The organism is Faecalitalea cylindroides (genome assembly GCF_028321995.1).
GTDB classification, from domain to species: domain Bacteria; phylum Bacillota_I; class Bacilli_A; order Erysipelotrichales; family Erysipelotrichaceae; genus Faecalitalea; species Faecalitalea cylindroides.
Map to the genome: position 1 here is coordinate 64,001 of NZ_JAQLXG010000007.1, position 17,824 is coordinate 81,824.

20 protein-coding genes are annotated in these 17,824 nt (G+C 35.7%); 4 read left to right on the forward strand and 16 right to left on the reverse strand.

The features are described from left to right. Positions 1-59: 59 nt before the first annotated feature. Entirely contained in the window at positions 60-302 is a 243-nt protein-coding gene (locus PND65_RS05415; protein ID WP_271991126.1) for a hypothetical protein, read from the reverse strand. Position 303: 1 nt separating this feature from the next. Then, positions 304-669: a hypothetical protein gene (locus tag PND65_RS05420; protein WP_271991128.1), complete on the reverse strand. Its 366-nt coding sequence runs from the start codon at positions 667-669 to the stop codon at positions 304-306. A gap of 164 nt (positions 670-833) precedes the next feature. Between PND65_RS05420 and plsY the strand changes: the two genes are divergently transcribed. Beyond that, on the forward strand, positions 834-1,454 hold the full coding sequence (gene plsY, locus PND65_RS05425) for a glycerol-3-phosphate 1-O-acyltransferase PlsY (RefSeq protein ID WP_035401212.1): 621 nt from the start codon (positions 834-836) through the stop codon (positions 1,452-1,454). A gap of 78 nt (positions 1,455-1,532) precedes the next feature. Then, positions 1,533-1,979: a competence protein ComK gene (locus tag PND65_RS05430; RefSeq protein ID WP_087320459.1), complete on the forward strand. Its 447-nt coding sequence runs from the start codon at positions 1,533-1,535 to the stop codon at positions 1,977-1,979. Here PND65_RS05430 and PND65_RS05435 read toward each other — a convergent pair. The 6 genes from PND65_RS05435 to rny all read right to left on the reverse strand — a co-directional run bounded on the left by PND65_RS05435 (position 1,943) and on the right by rny (position 9,819). Beyond that, a complete protein-coding gene (locus tag PND65_RS05435) occupies positions 1,943-2,371 on the reverse strand; it encodes a RidA family protein (RefSeq protein ID WP_195294364.1) in 429 nt (142 codons plus the stop codon). The two genes, PND65_RS05430 and PND65_RS05435, sit on opposite strands and share 37 nt — an antisense overlap. 23 nt (positions 2,372-2,394) lie before the next feature. Continuing rightward, the gene (locus PND65_RS05440; RefSeq protein ID WP_271991131.1) at positions 2,395-4,686 is read right to left on the reverse strand and encodes a DNA translocase FtsK; all 2,292 of its coding nucleotides are present in this window, start codon (positions 4,684-4,686) and stop codon (positions 2,395-2,397) included. A gap of 15 nt (positions 4,687-4,701) precedes the next feature. Next, positions 4,702-6,402: a ribonuclease J gene (locus tag PND65_RS05445; protein ID WP_271991134.1), complete on the reverse strand. Its 1,701-nt coding sequence runs from the start codon at positions 6,400-6,402 to the stop codon at positions 4,702-4,704. A 46-nt stretch (positions 6,403-6,448) separates the two neighbouring features. Further along, positions 6,449-7,882 (reverse strand): tRNA (N6-isopentenyl adenosine(37)-C2)-methylthiotransferase MiaB, encoded by a 1,434-nt coding sequence (miaB, locus tag PND65_RS05450; RefSeq protein WP_015536121.1) that lies wholly within the window; start codon positions 7,880-7,882, stop codon positions 6,449-6,451. Positions 7,883-7,953: 71 nt separating this feature from the next. After that, positions 7,954-8,127, reverse strand: a complete 174-nt coding sequence (locus tag PND65_RS05455) for a 4Fe-4S binding protein (protein ID WP_022356399.1) — start codon at positions 8,125-8,127, stop codon at positions 7,954-7,956. A 138-nt stretch (positions 8,128-8,265) separates the two neighbouring features. After that, complete coding sequence (gene rny / locus PND65_RS05460) at positions 8,266-9,819, reverse strand: ribonuclease Y (RefSeq protein WP_022356398.1); 1,554 nt, start codon at positions 9,817-9,819, stop codon at positions 8,266-8,268. Between the two features lie 512 nt (positions 9,820-10,331). On the opposite strand from rny, the gene PND65_RS05465 reads away from it, so the two are divergent. Further along, positions 10,332-11,018, forward strand: coding sequence for a hypothetical protein (locus PND65_RS05465; protein ID WP_271991136.1), 687 nt, complete (start codon positions 10,332-10,334; stop codon positions 11,016-11,018). A gap of 41 nt (positions 11,019-11,059) precedes the next feature. On the opposite strand, the gene PND65_RS05470 is transcribed toward PND65_RS05465, so the two are convergent. The 3 genes from PND65_RS05470 to PND65_RS05480 are packed head-to-tail and all read right to left on the reverse strand — an operon-like array spanning position 11,060 to position 12,625. Then, on the reverse strand, positions 11,060-11,881 hold the full coding sequence (locus tag PND65_RS05470; RefSeq protein WP_015536124.1) for an undecaprenyl-diphosphate phosphatase: 822 nt from the start codon (positions 11,879-11,881) through the stop codon (positions 11,060-11,062). A 55-nt stretch (positions 11,882-11,936) separates the two neighbouring features. Continuing rightward, positions 11,937-12,107: a 50S ribosomal protein L32 gene (gene rpmF, locus PND65_RS05475; protein ID WP_015536125.1), complete on the reverse strand. Its 171-nt coding sequence runs from the start codon at positions 12,105-12,107 to the stop codon at positions 11,937-11,939. Between the two features lie 11 nt (positions 12,108-12,118). Beyond that, entirely contained in the window at positions 12,119-12,625 is a 507-nt protein-coding gene (locus PND65_RS05480; RefSeq protein ID WP_022356396.1) for a YceD family protein, read from the reverse strand. A 499-nt stretch (positions 12,626-13,124) separates the two neighbouring features. On the opposite strand from PND65_RS05480, the gene PND65_RS05485 reads away from it, so the two are divergent. Next, a complete protein-coding gene (locus PND65_RS05485) occupies positions 13,125-13,361 on the forward strand; it encodes a DUF6061 family protein (protein ID WP_008373065.1) in 237 nt (78 codons plus the stop codon). 180 nt (positions 13,362-13,541) lie between these two features. On the opposite strand, the gene PND65_RS05490 is transcribed toward PND65_RS05485, so the two are convergent. The 5 genes from PND65_RS05490 to PND65_RS05510 form a co-directional block, all read right to left on the reverse strand. Then, positions 13,542-14,690 (reverse strand): FtsX-like permease family protein, encoded by a 1,149-nt coding sequence (locus PND65_RS05490; protein WP_015541486.1) that lies wholly within the window; start codon positions 14,688-14,690, stop codon positions 13,542-13,544. Between the two features lie 4 nt (positions 14,691-14,694). Further along, on the reverse strand, positions 14,695-15,387 hold the full coding sequence (locus PND65_RS05495; RefSeq protein ID WP_015517697.1) for an ABC transporter ATP-binding protein: 693 nt from the start codon (positions 15,385-15,387) through the stop codon (positions 14,695-14,697). Next, entirely contained in the window at positions 15,380-15,961 is a 582-nt protein-coding gene (locus tag PND65_RS05500) for a TetR/AcrR family transcriptional regulator (protein ID WP_055214599.1), read from the reverse strand. Before PND65_RS05500 ends, PND65_RS05495 begins: the two co-directional genes overlap by 8 nt. A 371-nt stretch (positions 15,962-16,332) precedes the next feature. After that, positions 16,333-17,103, reverse strand: a complete 771-nt coding sequence (locus PND65_RS05505) for a DUF6040 family protein (protein WP_456298745.1) — start codon at positions 17,101-17,103, stop codon at positions 16,333-16,335. Further along, positions 17,021-17,683, reverse strand: a complete 663-nt coding sequence (locus PND65_RS05510; protein ID WP_456298744.1) for a hypothetical protein — start codon at positions 17,681-17,683, stop codon at positions 17,021-17,023. Before PND65_RS05510 ends, PND65_RS05505 begins: the two co-directional genes overlap by 83 nt. Between the last annotated feature and the right edge of the window lie 141 nt (positions 17,684-17,824).

The window sequence follows — 17,824 nt, forward strand, 5'->3', positions numbered from 1 at the left end:
TGGAACTCAGTTCTTTTTGAATTCCATTTATCGAAAATTTAAATTATTATTTTATTTTTTTAAACCCAACTTAAATAACTTAAAAGAACACATATAAAGAAAGTAACTAAGCTAACATATTTTAAAAATCCTTTTTCTTTTTTTTCTGACAGATATGCAATTAAATAATTTAACCCTACACAAAACCATGCAACACTGATTCCTATTCTTGAATCAATCCAATTCATAAATGTACCCAGTGCAAATACAATAGCAAATACCACAAAAAAGATACGCAGATTGCGATAATAATTGTTCGTCATATCAATCACTTTTCCCACGAACTTCATCCAAAAGCTTTTTAATTTTACATGCTTCTTTATGATCCTTACTTTGTTGATCTGTTTGCATCAAAACCGGATCTAAACTTACATATACACCAAGAATTGCGTCATCTTTCATTTCAATCTTTAATCCAACATACATTTTAGGCTGAAATAAGCCAATTACGGTAGAACCTTCAACAATTTGATGGAGGAATGGTTTGGTTTCTCCTCTGAAATTAGCATGTTCGTTTAAAACATCACATTCTTTGATATCAGCTATATTATATGATCCTTTTGTTCCATCAAGTATTTCAAATGTTTTATTCTCTGTGTCAATCACTATACTTCTAAATTCATGTTTCATGATACTGTCTCCTTTTTTATTATTATAACTTATATTATTATCATTTGTTTTAGCATTGGAATTATTTACATCCCTATTGGAATTTTCAGTATACTAGACTTCGACATATAAAAAACACTATATAATTCGCTTGTTTTCTGTTAAAATATGACTGTTCGAGGTGAATGATTATGATGACTGTATTATGTATTATATTAGGCTATTTACTGGGATCTATCCCTTTTGCCCTGGTAATTGGCAAACTCTTCTACAAGACCGATATCCGCCAATATGGTTCAGGAAATCTAGGTGGAACAAATGCAGGACGCGTTCTAGGAAAGAAAGCTGGTATTTCGGTTATCGTTCTAGATGTCTTAAAAGTTGTCTTAGCTGCAGGTCTTGCATCCTTGGTCAGTGAACCAGCTGCAATATGGACAAGTCTTGCCTGCTGTATTGGACATTGTTATCCTATCTTTGCTCATTTCAAAGGTGGAAAAGCTGTTACGACCATGTTTGGATTCTTGATTTCTACATCTATTTTTATCTTTCAGGAATTCAGCTATTTCTTAGTCCCATTATTTATGTTCTTGATCATCCTTTATTTATTTAAGTATGTATCACTAGGCAGCATCTGTGCTTCTGTTTGCTCAAGTCTTTATATAACAGCACAATTGTTATCTTTAGATGTTAATAATTTATTCATTATCCTTGCGAGCTGGTTGATGACACTTCTAGTGATCTATCGCCACAGCGCAAATATTAAACGTATCCAGGAAGGAACTGAAAACAAAGTCAGCTGGTTATAAGATTGCACCCGTTTGGGTGCTTTTTTTATGTCATGTTTTTGTCACTTTAAACATATACAATGAACATAGGTGAATGAAATGACAAATTATATGTATTATGACTATGCCAATAGTAAAGTCGCAAAAATAAAAGAAGATAAAATTGAGTATGAAAATGCTAGAAGCATGAAATCATATTTCGATAAACAATGTTTAGAAAATGGATCGACCTTAGAAGGAAGAAAACGCTCATTTATTTATTTGGTGCATAAGAAAAAATATATTCCTATAACGATATCACTTTCTCCATTAAGAATCTACTTCCCCATTGCTCCTATCAAAGATCCTTCCTGTAAATGGGTGAATTTTTCTTCGATAAAAGAGATCCTATACCATAAAAAAACATGTACCATCATTTTCTATGACGATACATGTCTTACATGCAATAATCCTGAACGAATCAAAGAAAGCATTCATGCAATCTATCGCTATTTAAATATACTTAATATTTACCCGCAGCTCCCATCACAGCCTGAGCAGCCATGAGAACAACTTGAGTTTTTATGTGCCTGTTCGTGTCTTAATGTGTTGATGCCCTGGCCTTCAACAGCAATCATCGCACCATCGTCCAAATCGTTTACTCCCACAAAAGAAACCGCTGGAAATGGTTTTTCAAGATAATTCTTAAACACAGATAAAAACTCTTCTTTATCTTTTAGATTTTTAAGATATACAGTAAATTTAACAACATGATCAAATCGCAAATCAAATTCACTCAATACTTCCACGATTTCATTACAAACCGATACAGCCTGTTCTGTAATGGAATCACCTTTTCCAAGTTGAGCACTTAAATAGAAGAAATCCCCTAATTGAACAATGCTGGAAACGCAATCTTCATTTTCTTGAAGACTCCCCGAATTTAAAAATACGTTCATACTCTTGCCTCCTTGTACAAAGATTATACATAATCTTCTTCATCTTCCAAAGTATTTTGCACTAAGATCTCACGAGGTTTTGAACCATTGGCCGGCCCAATAATACGATTTTCCTCTAAAACATCGATCAAACGAGCCGCTCTAGCATATCCAATTGAGAATTTTCTTTGAATCAATGATGTGCTGGCTCTTCTAGATGTAATGACAAATCGTTTCACTTCTTCATAAAGTGGATCAGCACACTCACTAGCTACTTCTTTGCCCATATTCTGCAAATCTTTTAGTTGAATGAAGGCATCATCATAATGTGGTTTAGCCTGTGATTTTACATATTCACAAATTCGATTTACTTCTTCATCTTTGATATAAACACCTTGGATACGTTTTGGACTTGTTTCTCCATTTGGAAGATACAACATATCCCCATTACCAAGAAGCTGTTCAGCGCCAGCTTGGTCTAAGATCGTTCTTGAATCCACAGCCTGACTTACCGCAAAGGCGATTCGACTTGGAATATTGGCTTTGATCACACCCGTGATAACATCCACGCTCGGTCTTTGCGTTGCGACAACTAGATGAATACCAGCAGCACGAGCTAACTGCGTGATCCTTTGAATGCTGGCTTCTACTTCTTTAGCGGCCACAAGCATAAGATCAGCTAACTCGTCAATAATTACAACAAGACGAGGCAATGGTTTTAGATGCTCATCTGGATGATTTAAGACATATTCGTTATATGCCTGTATATTTCTTACCCCAAGATTTCCAAAAAGGTCATAACGATGGTCCATCATCTCCACCACGACTTTTAAGCCTTTATTTGCTAGATCACCATCTGTGATAACAGGAGCTAATAAATGAGGTACATCATTATAAGGTGTAAATTCAACCTTTTTCGGATCGATCAAGATCATCTTGACTTCATCTGGTTTCGTTCTTAACAACAAAGAACAAATAATGGAATTTACACACACCGATTTACCTGAGCCTGTAGCTCCGGCAATTAATAAGTGCGGCATACGATTCAATTCGCCATATACATTATCTCCAGTTAAATCCTTCCCCAAGCAAAACAGCAGTTTTTTGCTGTCAAATTCTTTAGGGATCGACTGCATCAATTCTTTCATCTGCACTGGTGTTTTTTCCACGTTTGGAATTTCAATCCCAACTGCACTCTTACCTGGAATTGGCGCTTCAATACGAAGATCAGTTGCGGCCAATGCCATTTTAATATCATTTGCTAAATTACTGATCTTGCTGACACGAACACCAAGTTCAGGTTTAATCTCAAATTTGGTTACACTCGGTCCAATATGAATCTGAACCAGCTTGGCATTTACACCATATTCATACAAGATATCAATCAATTTTTGACCTTGTTGTTTGGCAACCGTGGCATTTGTTGATGTACGTGATTTACGTTGAACACTATCTAAGATCGATAGTCTAGGTAAGCGGTAATTCACATAAGGATCCTCTTGCGTATCAACATAGCTAACCGGCACTGAATCAATATGCTCTTCAATTGACTTTTCTTCTTTTTTAGGTTTCGATGCACGTTTTTTTGAAGTTTCTTTTTTCTTTGGTTTCGGATCATCTGCTTCAATGATCTGAAAAGAAGGTTTATTTTCTTCGAGATCAATAAAATCATTATCGACATCTACAAATACAGAATCAGTTTTTCCTTCATGAATCGGTACATCTTCAATCTTGGTTTCTTTCTTCTTCTCTTTTTGTTTAGGTTTTTCTTTCTTTTCACGCTTTATGAAATAATCATAACCAAATAAACAAATTGCCAAGACAAAGAATAACCCTACTACAAGATATGTCCCTGTATAGTCAAACAACGAACCAAAGATTCCTAACAACAAACCACCAATCAAACCGGAGCGTACCGGCATTGAATCAAATAAGATTTCAAAGGTATTTTCAAATACATTTGAAAAATTGCTCCATACTGGATCTGGCCTTGTTTGAATAATGGCTTCTAGTGTCATCCATCCCAACAGCAAAAATATAAGTCCAAAAATATATTTTTTTGGAATCAAAGATATGTCTTTCTTTATGATTACATATAGACATGCCAGGATCATCAAAATCAATACCGCATAAACTACATCTCCAAAAAAATAAGAAAAGAACTGAAAGCAAAAATTGCCGACAATTCCTAACTTACATAGTGCTATCACACTTATCGCTATAACGCATAGGCTTGCGCACATCTTAAAGAGATAAGATTGCATCAAGCCTGTGTTACTTTTTTTATTTTTGTTTGTGGTTTTCCTTTTTGTCGTTTTTTTCTTGGCAGCTGCCATGAACACCACACTCCCTTATCCTAAATTACTTGTATTGATTTCTAAGATAACCGGTAAAACCATCGGTCTCTTTGCGGTCTGTTTAAACAAATATTTGCTGACTTTATCACGAATCTCTGTACGAGTCGTTAAATTATCATATGTCTTATTGGCAACCGCCTCTTCAATCGTTTTTTCCATGATCTGCGCTACATCGCTAGTGATGTATTCCGCATCACGTAAATAGATCAAACCTCTAGTTTGAATATCTGGACCATTTATAATTTTCTTTGTAAAGGCATCAAGTCCGATTGCTAAGATCATAACTCCATCTGTAGATAAGATTTCACGATCCTTCAATACGACACCAGCCATATCCCAGTTCTCTTTTCCATCAATCATGATATCGTGAAGTTCTAGTTCCATCGAACAAGATTTCAATTTACCATTTTCAAATGTTGCAACCTGTCCATTATCAAGAATTAAGATCTTGCTAGGAGAATATCCCATTTCCAATGCAATTTCTGAATTCATATGCAACAAACGATATTCACCTTTGACAGGAATATAATATTTTGGCTTCATCAAGAAGATCATCATCTTAAGATCTTCTTTTGATGGGTGCATGCTCAATACATTTTTATCAAGCACGATGATCTTACCTTCTTCTTTATAAATATCATTTTCCATGCTCTTGAATTCTTGTTCCACACCTGGAACGACTGGAGAAGCAATCACGATCACATCATCGGAGTCAAAATCAATTTCATCCACTTCGTTATTGGCAATGTTGCTGATCATTTTAAACAATGATTTACCCTGGCCACTGCAAATAACAACAAGATCTCGCATGTCGTTATCCAAGCTCTTTGGATCTACGATCAATTCTTTTGGAACCTCATAGCCAAGTTCTTCTAAATAAGAGACCAATTCCTGCAACTCTTTTGTATAGAATAACATCCTGCGATTGTATTCGATACAACAATCAATGATTTCCTGAATTCGATAAACACTTTGCGTATATACACTAATAAAAATACGGGAATGATCATGCTGTTCTAAAACCTGAGACAACCGTGGGGCAATTCTATGATTTGGTGATGTATGACCAGTACGTTCTGCCCCCTTGCTTTCCTGCAACAAGATAAATACGCCTTCATTACCTAATTCTGTAATAGTACTGAAATCACCACGATACTTATCATCCAATGCATCATAATCTTCAATGAACTCACCAGAATAAACGATATATCCTTGTGTGGTTGAAATTGCAACTCCAAATGTACCTGGATACGCATGCGTTACCGGGAAGAAGATGACTTTGCGTTTTCCAATGCGTTTATGATCATTTCGCTTAATTGGATGAATCTTGATTCCTGTTATTTTTTCTTTTCTTAATGTCTTTTGAATCATTTTGGCAGTTAGTGGAGATGTATAAACATCCACCTTGATCTGCTTTAATAAATATGGTAAGGCTCCCATGACATCATCATGACCATGCGTTATGATAACACCAACGATTCGGTCTTTATTTTCCAATAAATAAGAAAAGTCTTGAATGATAAACTCAATACCTAATGATTCTTTGGCATCTGGAAATTTAATTCCAGCTTCTATGATGTAGATCTGATCGTCTACTTCAATACAGAGCATATTTTTCCCGTCTTCATCCAAGCCCCCCAGGGCAAAGATGCGAACTTTCTCTGTCAGTGAAAGATCTTTTTTTGTTTCTTTCATATTTCCTCCATTGATTATATTTTTCTTATTGTTTTTCAATATTATATCATACTACTCTTCCATCAAGGGAAAATGTTTTACCTGTTTCGATCAGAACATCTACAAAATCGCCCGGCTGAATATTTTCACCAGTGAAATTAACCAGTTTATTTGTATCTGTATATCCAGAATATACATGGTCATCTTTTTTCGAAAAGCCATCTACCAATACTTTAACAACTTTTCCTTCATATGCCTTGTTCTTTTCCAAAGCATATTTGTTCCACAATGTGTTTAGTCTCGCAAGTCGTTCTTTCTTTGTCTCAAAGTCAATTGGATCTTCCATTCTAGCTGCCGGTGTTCCTGGACGAGGAGAGAAGATAAATGTAAAGGCATTATCAAACTTACATTTCTCCATGATTTCTAAAGTATGTTCAAATTGCTCATCACTTTCATTTGGAAATCCAACAATGACATCTGTAGAGACTGCAACACGATCGATCTTCGTTACGATCTTATTAAAGAGTTCCATATACGATTCACTTGTATATCGACGTCCCATACGTTTTAATATCTCATCATCGCCTGACTGTAAAGGAAGATGGACAAATGGCATGATATTATCGTATTTGGCAATTACATCAATCATATCATCGCTGAAATCCCAAGGATGGCTCGTCGTAAAACGAATTCGAGGAATACCAATCTTGGCAACTTCTTCTAAAAGACACGCAAAATTCATATTTGGATCGATATCTTTTCCATAGGCATTCACATTTTGTCCCAACAATGTAATTTCTTTGTACCCTTGATCATATAATTCTTTTACTTCAAATAAGATCTGATCCATGGTACGGCTGCGCTGTTTACCACGTGTATATGGCACGATACAATACGTACAGAACTTATCACAACCATACATGATATTTACCCAAGCCTTATGTTTGCCAAAACGATGTACAGGAAGATTTTCATAAACTTCCCCTTCTTTAGAATAGATCTTTACGACACGTTTCTTTTCAAACATAACAGAATATAACATTTCTGGTAACTGATGGATATTGTGTGTTCCAAACAATAAACGAACTTGAGGATACTTTTCTAATAACGTATTGACCAAGCCTTCCTCTTGTGCCATACATCCACAAACACCAATCACTAAATCCTTATTGGCACGATAAAGACGTTTAAAGTTACCAATTTCACCCAATACTTTTTCTTCCGCATTTTGGCGAATTGCGCATGTATTGATCAATATGACATCTACATCTTCAGGTGATTCAGATTTTTCAAACCCCAATGAATCTAAGATGCCCGCTAATGTTTCAGAGTCTCTTTCGTTTGCCTGACAGCCATATGTAGAAATATAATATTTCTTTCCGTTTCCAATAAATTTTGCGTTTTCTGGAATAATAAATGAGTCAATACGTTCAATAGTATTTTTTGTACGAACCTGAGCTTTTTTAAGATTCGGTAAGATCCATTCTGGACGTTTATTCATAATTTTCTCCTTTTCTAAAAAAAATAGCCAAGCACATAGGCCTGGCTTTAGTATTCTGTTTGAATCTTCAATTACTGAGAGATAGCGCCAACTGGGCAAGTACCTACGCAAGAACCGCAGTCAATGCAAGTACCTTCGTCACAAACAGATTTTCCTTCGTCATCCAATGAAAGAGCTCCAACAGGACAACCACCTACACAAGCACCACAACCGATGCAAGCATCTTTATCAATAGTAACAGCCATTTTAAAAATCCTCCTTTAATTTAACTTGATATTAGTATAATCGTTAAATCAAAGTGTTTCAACCCCAATAAGTTAGCACTAGCTTACCAACTAATTTATGAATCCAAACATATCGTTTGTTTACAGCAATTTCTTAAACTATTTAGCCAATTCCTGAGCACGAATCTCACGAATAACATTGACTTTGATCTGACCAGGATATGTTAATTCTTCCTCAATCTGATCACGAATTTCTCTGGCAATCTTAACACAAGATAAATCATCTACTTGATCTGGATTTACCAAGACGCGAATCTCACGACCTGCCTGAATCGCATATGCACTGTTAACACCTTCATAGCTTGTAGCAATCTTCTCAAGATTTTCAAGGCGGTCAATATAAGCCTGTGCACTTTCTTTACGAGCACCCGGACGAGCTGCACTGATCGTATCCGCTGCAATAACTAAATGACTTGTCAAGAAACGAGGTTCAACTTCTCCATGATGTGATTGGATCGCATTCAATACGATTTCTTTTTCACCATGTTTTTTACAGAATTTGTAACCAAGTTCAACATGCGAACCATCCTGCTGTTCAATATTCAACGCTTTACCAATATCATGTAATAAACCAGCACGTTTTGCCATTTGCTGGTTCAACCCTAATTCAGCAGCCATGGCACCAGCCAAATAAGCAACTTCCATTGAATGCTGCAAAGCGTTTTGTCCATAAGAATAACGATACTTTAATGTACCAATCAACTTAACGATCTCACGATCAATCTTTCCAATACCTAGTTTGAATACTGCATCTTCACCAGCCTTGATGATTTCTTGATCAACTTCCTGCTGGTATTTTTTAACAACTTCTTCAATACGCCCTGGTTGAATACGCCCATCACGAATCAAATGTTCCAATGCCAAACGAGCAATTTCACGGCGAACCGGGTTAAAACATGTGATCGTAATTAAATCTGGTGTATCATCGATATTTAACTCGACACCTGTTGCCTGTTCAAAACAACGAATATTACGACCTTCACGTCCAATGATACGACCCTTCATTTCTTCTCCAGGCAGACTTACAACGCTCACTGTACGTTCCTGTGTTTCTGTCTGAGACATTCTTTCAATTGCCAACGCAATGATATTTTGCGCTTTTTGCTGCGCCGTTGCCTTTGCTTCTTCTTCTTTATCTTTGATATAAGCAATGGTTTCGTGTTCCATTTTCTTCTCAACGACTGAGAATAATTCTGCCTTAGCATCCTGGCTGGACATTTTTGCAACATTTTCCAGCACTTCGATCTGTTTGTCGATCTCTTCTTGTAATTTTTTCTCTTTTGCCTCTAAAGATGACAGTTTATCAGCAGCTTTCTGCATTTTTTCTGACACCTGGCGTTCTTTTTGTGTCAAAGCTTCATCACGAAAATTCAAGTTGTCCTCACGGCGCAATAATTTATTTTCTAAATCCATTGCTTCCTGTTTTCTCTCTTTGATTTCTTTTTCAGCTTCGACGCGTAGATCATGCGCCTGTGTTTTTCCATCTAAAACCGCTTGTTTGACCTTTGCTTCTGCTTCAGTCTCGGCTTTCTTTAATAACTGTTCTGCTTTTTGCTGATCTTTATTTAATCCTGCTTTAGAATATGCCACCATAGCAAGTATCCCAATAACAAGTCCTGCGACCCCAGACAAAGAGACTGTAAGTAAATCCATGTTACTTCCCTCCTTATCAAGTTTCGGTAAAAACCAAAATAATTATACACGAATGGCCTTATAAAGTCTATTTAAATTATTAGAGGCGCATTCTTTCCATCTTCTAGAACGTAACCCATTTTTCTAAAAAGTGTATTTTAATTTTTTACATTTCTTATATCTTTTCATTTATATTTGATATAAAATTTAAGTAGATAATATACCTAATAAACAAAAGGAAACGAGGTAAAACATACATATGAATAAAGATATATTTTTAAACTATTTAGAATTAGTCGTAATAATAATATCTTTTGCCTCTTTCTTATACTGGCAATACAATTATGCCTTGATCAACTTTGGCTTTTTCCTCTTCATCCTAGCTGCTGATTTATTTATTTTCTTTATCATTTATAACTATATCAAGAAGAATATTCTTACGCATAAATCTTAATAAAACATTAATATCGATTCAATTGATTATATCGTATGATGAAATTGAAAGAAAACATAATACCAGAAGGAGGTCTATTATGAACTACATCCAATATGAAATCAAAGACGGACAGTTAATGACGCCTAAACCTATCGCCATCCATGACATCAAGAATTTGGAAGTAAAGATCTTACCAGCTAAAAAAGATACGTTTGATACTATCTTGAACAGCATCGCAACCATGGCTTCCTCAAGTTTAGCGAATGGAGACGAACATGTATTCGTCGTGATCAATATAACCTTAAATTCAAAGGAAACCATTACGCTTCCTATCCATAAAGAATATGTTGTTCGAAACAATCTTGACTATCATGACGCTGTTAAACAAGCTAGAAAACTAATTGAAACATTGAAAAGAGGTAAAACTATGACTAAAGAATTTGAAAATATTGTAATCGATCCTAAAGAAAGAAAATTTAAGATCATTGATGGAACAACTGGTGAATACTCTTTAGATGATATTGATACTATATCCATTCTAAATGAACAAGCTTCTTTCAAAGGAAAAGGGGAACCATTCTTACACCAGGTTTTAGGTGGTATAACATTTTCAAGCGGAGCTATGGAACCACAACTCTATGTCGGATTAAAGATCACAATGAAAGATGGCAATAAACTTGCTCTTTATGTTTCTAAAAAACCAGTAAACTTTAACTCTGACATCTATCATCACGATGTAAAAGAAGCACAAAATATCAAATCATTACTGAATAAGGCAGCTTAAAAAGCTGCCTTTAAAAAAGCCATGGAAAGCTCCATGGTTAATTAGAATATAAATGTCAATAAAACGATTGCTCCTAAAATGATACGATAATACCCAAAAATCTTGAAATCATGTTTTTTGATATATCCCATCAAGAAACGAATAACTAAGATTGAAACAACAAACGCAACCAGCATTCCTACAATCAAGATCAAAAATTCCATCAATGAAAAACTTAATCCAAAACGAACAATTTTTAACAAGCTTGCCCCAAACATAACAGGAATAGCCAAAAAGAATGTAAATTCAGCGGCTACGGTTCTTGATACTCCAATCATCAAGCCTCCAACAATGGTTGCTCCTGAGCGTGATGTCCCAGGGAAAATTGCTGCAATCAACTGGAAAACACCAATAATGATCGCATCTTTATATGTAATTTGTGATAATGTATTGACTCTTGAAGGCTTGTTCACATTTTTGTTTTCGATGATGATAAACGCAACCCCCACAACGATTAACATAACCGCAACGACAAATCCATTATATAAATGTTCGTTCAACCAATCATCAAACAACAAACCAACGATTGCAGCAGGAACACAGGCTACGATAATCTTTAACCATAAGATCAAAATATCCTGCTTTACCTTAATTTTTTCATTTTTACGAATCCTAAAAGGAAAAATCTTGTTCCAATACAACAAGACTACCGCCATAATCGCCCCTAATTGAATCACGACCAGAAACATATCCCAGAAATCTTTGCTGACATTCATTGGCATATATTCTTCTAAAAGAATCATATGACCGGTAGAACTAATTGGAAGCCATTCTGTAATTCCTTCTACGATACCGTAAAGAATTGACTTCAGTATTTCTATCATTTTAAATCCTCTATTCTTTCTAAAGAAAAAAACCAGGTGCCCCTGGTTATTTTACTTATTTCTCAACGATTTGTTTGCCGTTGTATTCTCCACAAGAACACATTTTATGAGCAAGTTTGTATTCACCACAGTTTGGACAACGTGTTAATGTTGGTTTAACTAATTTGTAGTGAGTTCTACGTTTTGCTTTACGTGTCTTTGAACCTCTTCTCTGTTGAACAGCCATACTAGCACCTCCTAGTCATCATCCAGTTTGAAATCATTTAACTTTTCCCATCGTGGATCGATCTTTGGTTCTTCTTTATCCTGATCAGATAACAATTGCCATCCATCACCTTTTGGATATTGATCTCGAGGCAAACGAGTAATGCTCATTGGAGCCTCATAGATAATGGCCTGAAAGATTTCCGGATTGATATCCACTGTATCTTTCTTTACCACGATGATATCTTCGTCATTCTCCTTAATTGGATCAAACGAATACGTTTCTTGCGACTTTGTGTCAAATGCAACCTCTAAGTCTTCCATCGTTATGGAATCTAGAACGATCATCACACCGTCCAAATCCAAATCTGAGAAAACCAGAGATCTATGGTCAAACTGTAAAGTACCTGTAACATGTACCTCTGGAATGGACTTGACTTGAGTATGATGAAGTAGATCGTTCTCCTCAACCGCAATCCACTCATCAATTTCAATGATTCCGTTTTTTGCGTTTAAAAAGTCTTTTTTCGTAAATTTCACGATCTTCACCTCATGTCGCATTTGATATTATAATCAAAGACAATAAGAAAGTCAACAATAAGAAAATACTTTTCTATACTGAAAAAATCGGGTGATACCTTTTTAAAAGTATTGTGTTGTCCTTTATTCATTGAAGCATAGATTCTTCTTCAGAATTTAGAATTTATAAAACATAGGGTAAAAATAAATGTATAATATCTCTATAAACTGGAATTGAGATTTCATGTATTCCAAGGAATTTAATAATTGTTATATTTTATTATCAAATATCTCTCAAGCCCTTGAAAACACTAAGTTTATCGCAGGTGAGCTTTCCCTTATTGTTTCCCTTGTATTATATTGTCCCACCAGTGTTTACGAACTCTGATAAGGGCAAATACAAGGGCAAGAAAATCCTATAAAACAGTATAACACAAAATTAAAACGACATGGTGAACTGATTGAAATGCTTCTATTTTTTTAACAAATGATTGATTGAACGATAAGGAGATTTGATACGATGAGAACGATATTTGCAGAATACAATCCACACAGAAACAGCATTGATGTATATACCAGTGCTGGCTATATGCTCCGCATTGACTGCTGGGAAGCAGAAAAGAATTTAAAAACAACACCTGGATCAGATTGTGCATTAAATGCACTTGCTATTGATGAACCACTTGAATATGCAAGATTGTATCTTGATGGAACGATGCAAATGTGGGTAGATGCGGAAGATTCCTTAGAAATTTAATTCAAAGATAAATAAGGGACAAATAACCCTTTTAGATTTATTTGTCCCTATTATTCTATATTTTTTCACTTCTGACAATGCAGATGAAACTTTTAAATTTGGTATTTTCCAGTATCATTGTTCAGTTTTTTTCACCAGACAGGGCACTGTATCCATATTGTTTGTATGTATTTTCCCCTGTTACTCAATCATAATTTCCTTGATAGAAATCTTCTTAATTTTTTCAGAATATATATACATCATAATTTCATAAATCGTGATAAAACAAGCAAGAGAAATAAGCATAGTAGGAAAGTCAAATTTATACGTAGGTACACCCTCGACATCCTTAAATACAATATCCACCATAAGCCGAAGCAATCCATACTGATATACTGTTCCGATTATAAAGCCAATATAGGACAGCGGTCTGTATCCTCCTAAAATTGCCCTGCAACATTCTTTCTGTGAATAGCCGAATACTCTCATCATAGCAATAGTTTTTGTATTTCCGTTTATTACTGTAGTTATAGCAAGAAACAGAGTTGTAAACGCTAATACAAGTCCGATGACCAACATCATCACACCCATCATTTCACTTGATAAATCTTTCATACTAAACGACATTTGTGTCATAGCTGAAAAGCAAAACGAAGCAAAAATAATGAAGAATACAAGTGCCTTTTTAGATTTCAAGGTATTCCTTTTCAAATACTCTACAAACGACAATTCACTGCTTTTTTCGATTCTATGATTTGGTGTTTTAGAAGCAGTTTGCATATTATCTTTCAAAAGCAGCAACACAGGTTTTTTGAATTTGTACCAGGCATAATAAACTGAAAGTGCCGAAAAACACACAGTCGGCAATACCACAAAATAAAATAAAATGCTTGGATGAAAATTGATAGTTATCTCAGGAAGCATTTTATCTTCATTTTGTAGAGCGTAAAACCACGGCATTATAAGAAATGCTCCTGCATATCCGGTTACAGTTCCAATAAATATACTAATTCCGAATACCCAAAAGCTTTTTGCAATTTTGATATTTGAATATCCCAACGCCTTTAATATCCCAAGTTCCTTCTTATGCGTGTCAATATAATGCTTAATATAAAACAACAACATAACAATCGCAGTTAAAAGCAAGCATCCGCCACTTACAAGGCAAACGACTTTTGCGGTAGAAACCTGAGCATTATAAAAAAACATTGATAATTCAGATGTAATTTCACTCTCAATTAATCGAATATCAAAATAAAAGTTCAGAAACATTGTACAAACAAGAACAGCACAACAGGCTATAATGGAAATACCGATGAGTTTTGAAACATTTTTTATTCCAACGAGCATACCATCACCACCCTATCTCATAAGCAGTCTTTTGTGCTTCATTTGTGTAAATTTCAGATATTTTTCCGCTATTCATTTTTATAACTGTGTTTGCCATTTCCGCAATATTCAAATTGTGCGTTACCATTACAATCGTAAAACCATATTCCTTTTGAAGTTTACATATATAATCAAGAACCTGTCGTCCTGTTTGTTCGTCTAATGCTCCTGTCGGTTCGTCAAGAAATAATACTCTCGGTCTTTTTGCCAAAGCTCTTGCAATAGATACTCTTTGCTGTTCGCCACCCGAAAGTTCGCTGGGATATTTATGTAGTTTTTCTCCGAGTCCAACCGCTCTAATGACGTTTTTATAATCTTTATTATTTGCTAAATCAGCACCCATTTTTACATTTTTATCAACGCTCATATTGGGTAGCAAATAATACTGCTGAAAAATAAATCCGACATTTTCCTTACGAAATGAAGTTAATTCATTATCAGAAAGTGCTGTAATATCCTTTCCGTCATAAAACACTTTACCGCTGTCAGGGCGTTCAAGACCTGAAATTACATTCAAAAAGGTTGACTTGCCAGAACCAGATGCGCCGAGAATAACCACAAAATCATTATCCTCAATATCAAGACTGATGTCCTTTAATACTTGGAATCGGCTTTCTCCGTTTTGGTAGGATTTTATTATATTTCTCGCTTTAATCATTATTTTCTCCTTCCTTCAGCTTTTTCAAAATACTCATACATACCTCAGTAATCATTGTACTGATTTCTTCGTCTGTAAATCGGCACATTTTTGTGGCACAAAGCGTTGCAATTCCGTGTGTATATATCCAAAGATGATGATACAGTTTTTTCCCAGCTGCCTTGCAAATTTTGTAATCATCTTGAATTGACAATAGAATTTGCTCATAACTTTCATCTATCAGCGGAAGTACACCAGATAAGTCAGGAATTTGTTTTTGCTCCGTCATAAAGAGGAGTTGAAAAAGCTTAGGCTCATTAACAGCGAAGAGAATATATTGTGTACCCACCCCTTTAAACGGGTGCTCTGTTGTTAGTCCTTTATTGACATATTCTTTATACAGAGCTTTAGCAGATTTAATCATATCCTGCTGAACCTCCTCCATATTTTTAAATACAGTAAAAATGGGTCTTGCCGAACTACCGAGATATGTTCCTAACGCTCTTGAAGTCAAAGCCTCATATCCGTCTGCCCTGACAATATTTAATGCGGCTTCAATAATTTCTGCTTTTGTAAATTTGGCTTTTGGTGGCATACTTTATCTCTCCTTTTACTAAATCGCTTGTTTTAAATCAGCTGATTTAATTATAATTGAAGCCCACCTGAAAGTCAATAAGGCGGCAGAGATTAATTCCTTCAGCCTTATTGACTGCTTATGAAAAGATGATTTCTTCGTTCATAATATCCCAATTGCTACACTTTGTTGTATTGCGTTATGCGTTTTTCCAGCCCTTGCTTTTACCATTATGAACAGTCAGGGCAAGGGGAACATAGTGTGAAATCATATAAAGGGATAAAGCGAACACATTACAATGAATCCTTTGTTTTCAAGGATTTTGTAGGATTTTATTAAAATGCAAAGAGATGTGATTAAGCACATAAAATTGTGTGTTTACAATCGGATTTTTAATAATATCCTCTTGCTTCCCGCCATCCCTTTACATACCACCTGATTCCAACATATACCAGTTGCACGAATAATAAGAGAAATAGCAGATTGATTGGCAATGCTGTCTTTATCCAATTCCCAAAGTAGATAGCTGTTGCCATGCTTATAAGTATTACCATTATGGTAATCATGTCCCAACAGTATTTCTTATATAGACCTACAATCTTTATTCCGATGAATGCCAAAAATATTCCCGCACCCACCAGACATCCACCGCAAATCAATATTCTTATCAGCCAGTATATAATTCCGGCAATGACAGGATTGGATATTCCATTACTAATCTGTGCCACATTCTTTCCTATCAGTGCAATCCAGCCAGCAATAGTCTGTGTGAAAGTTCCGATTGCATCAAAGAATATTCCGCAATCAGAAACAAATACCTTTGACTGTATCATCTGAAAAAGAGTAGTTGATGCGGAATACCATATCAGCAGAAACATCAATGCTTCATACATAGCTGTTTTTGCTTTATATCTGCCTGCCATTTTTTCTCTCTGCGTATCATACCTTTCCTTCGCTTTCAGATAAGCTGTGTGGTTACAATTCCTGCACTTTTGATAGAGCACCGACTTTTCAACCGGTATCTCTATTTTTTTCTGATGGGAGAGTGCATAATCCCGTTCCTGTTCTGCCTGCCTTAGCTTATCTCGACATTCCTCTATCATGTCCTTTGCGGTAAGCGTTTTCTCTTTCTCGCTCTGCAACAATTCTTTTGTTTTCCTCAAGTCGTTCTTTAAGGCTTGAATGTTCCCTGCTCTGTTCTCGCTGTTTAACCTCTCGTTCAAGGTCAGCGATTCGTCGAGCTGCACTTTCAGTTCCCGGATAGTCCTGTCTTTCTGGTCGAGTTCTTCCTGCATCTGCTCTGTCAGCAGAAGCAACTCTTCCAGTTGATCGTCGCTCTTTGAGTTTCTTAATTCGTTCATCAATCGACCTTCCTTTCTCTAATTGCTGTTCAAGTTCAGTAATTCGCTGTTCTGTTTCTGCAATAGCCGGTTCTCGCTGTTTAATTTCTGTGCCAATTCCTGCCATTGCTGATTTTCGTCTGTGAGCTTCTGTATCTGGTCTGTCTTTTCTTCCAGAAGTATCAACAGTTCTTCTGTATCCGGCAAGATTTGAAGCAGTTCTGATAATTCGCTCTCTAATTGCTGCAATCGTTCTTCCTTCTCCTGAAAGCACATCAGCTTCTCGTCCTTTTCCTGTATTTCCTGAAGCATCTCTGCCATGATATTCTGCTGTTCCTCTATCTGTGTAATCATTGCTTCCATCATGGGAATTACTTCTTTGCTTTCTTCTAATGTCATTCAACCACTCCTTCCATATTGACAATGCACCGGATACCTTACCAAAGGTTGTGATTACCTTTTGCAGTAGTGCATTTTGTTTTTTAATCATCTGGTTTTCCTCTACCTTCCATGAACCATTCCATATCTGTCCGGTGAGATATTT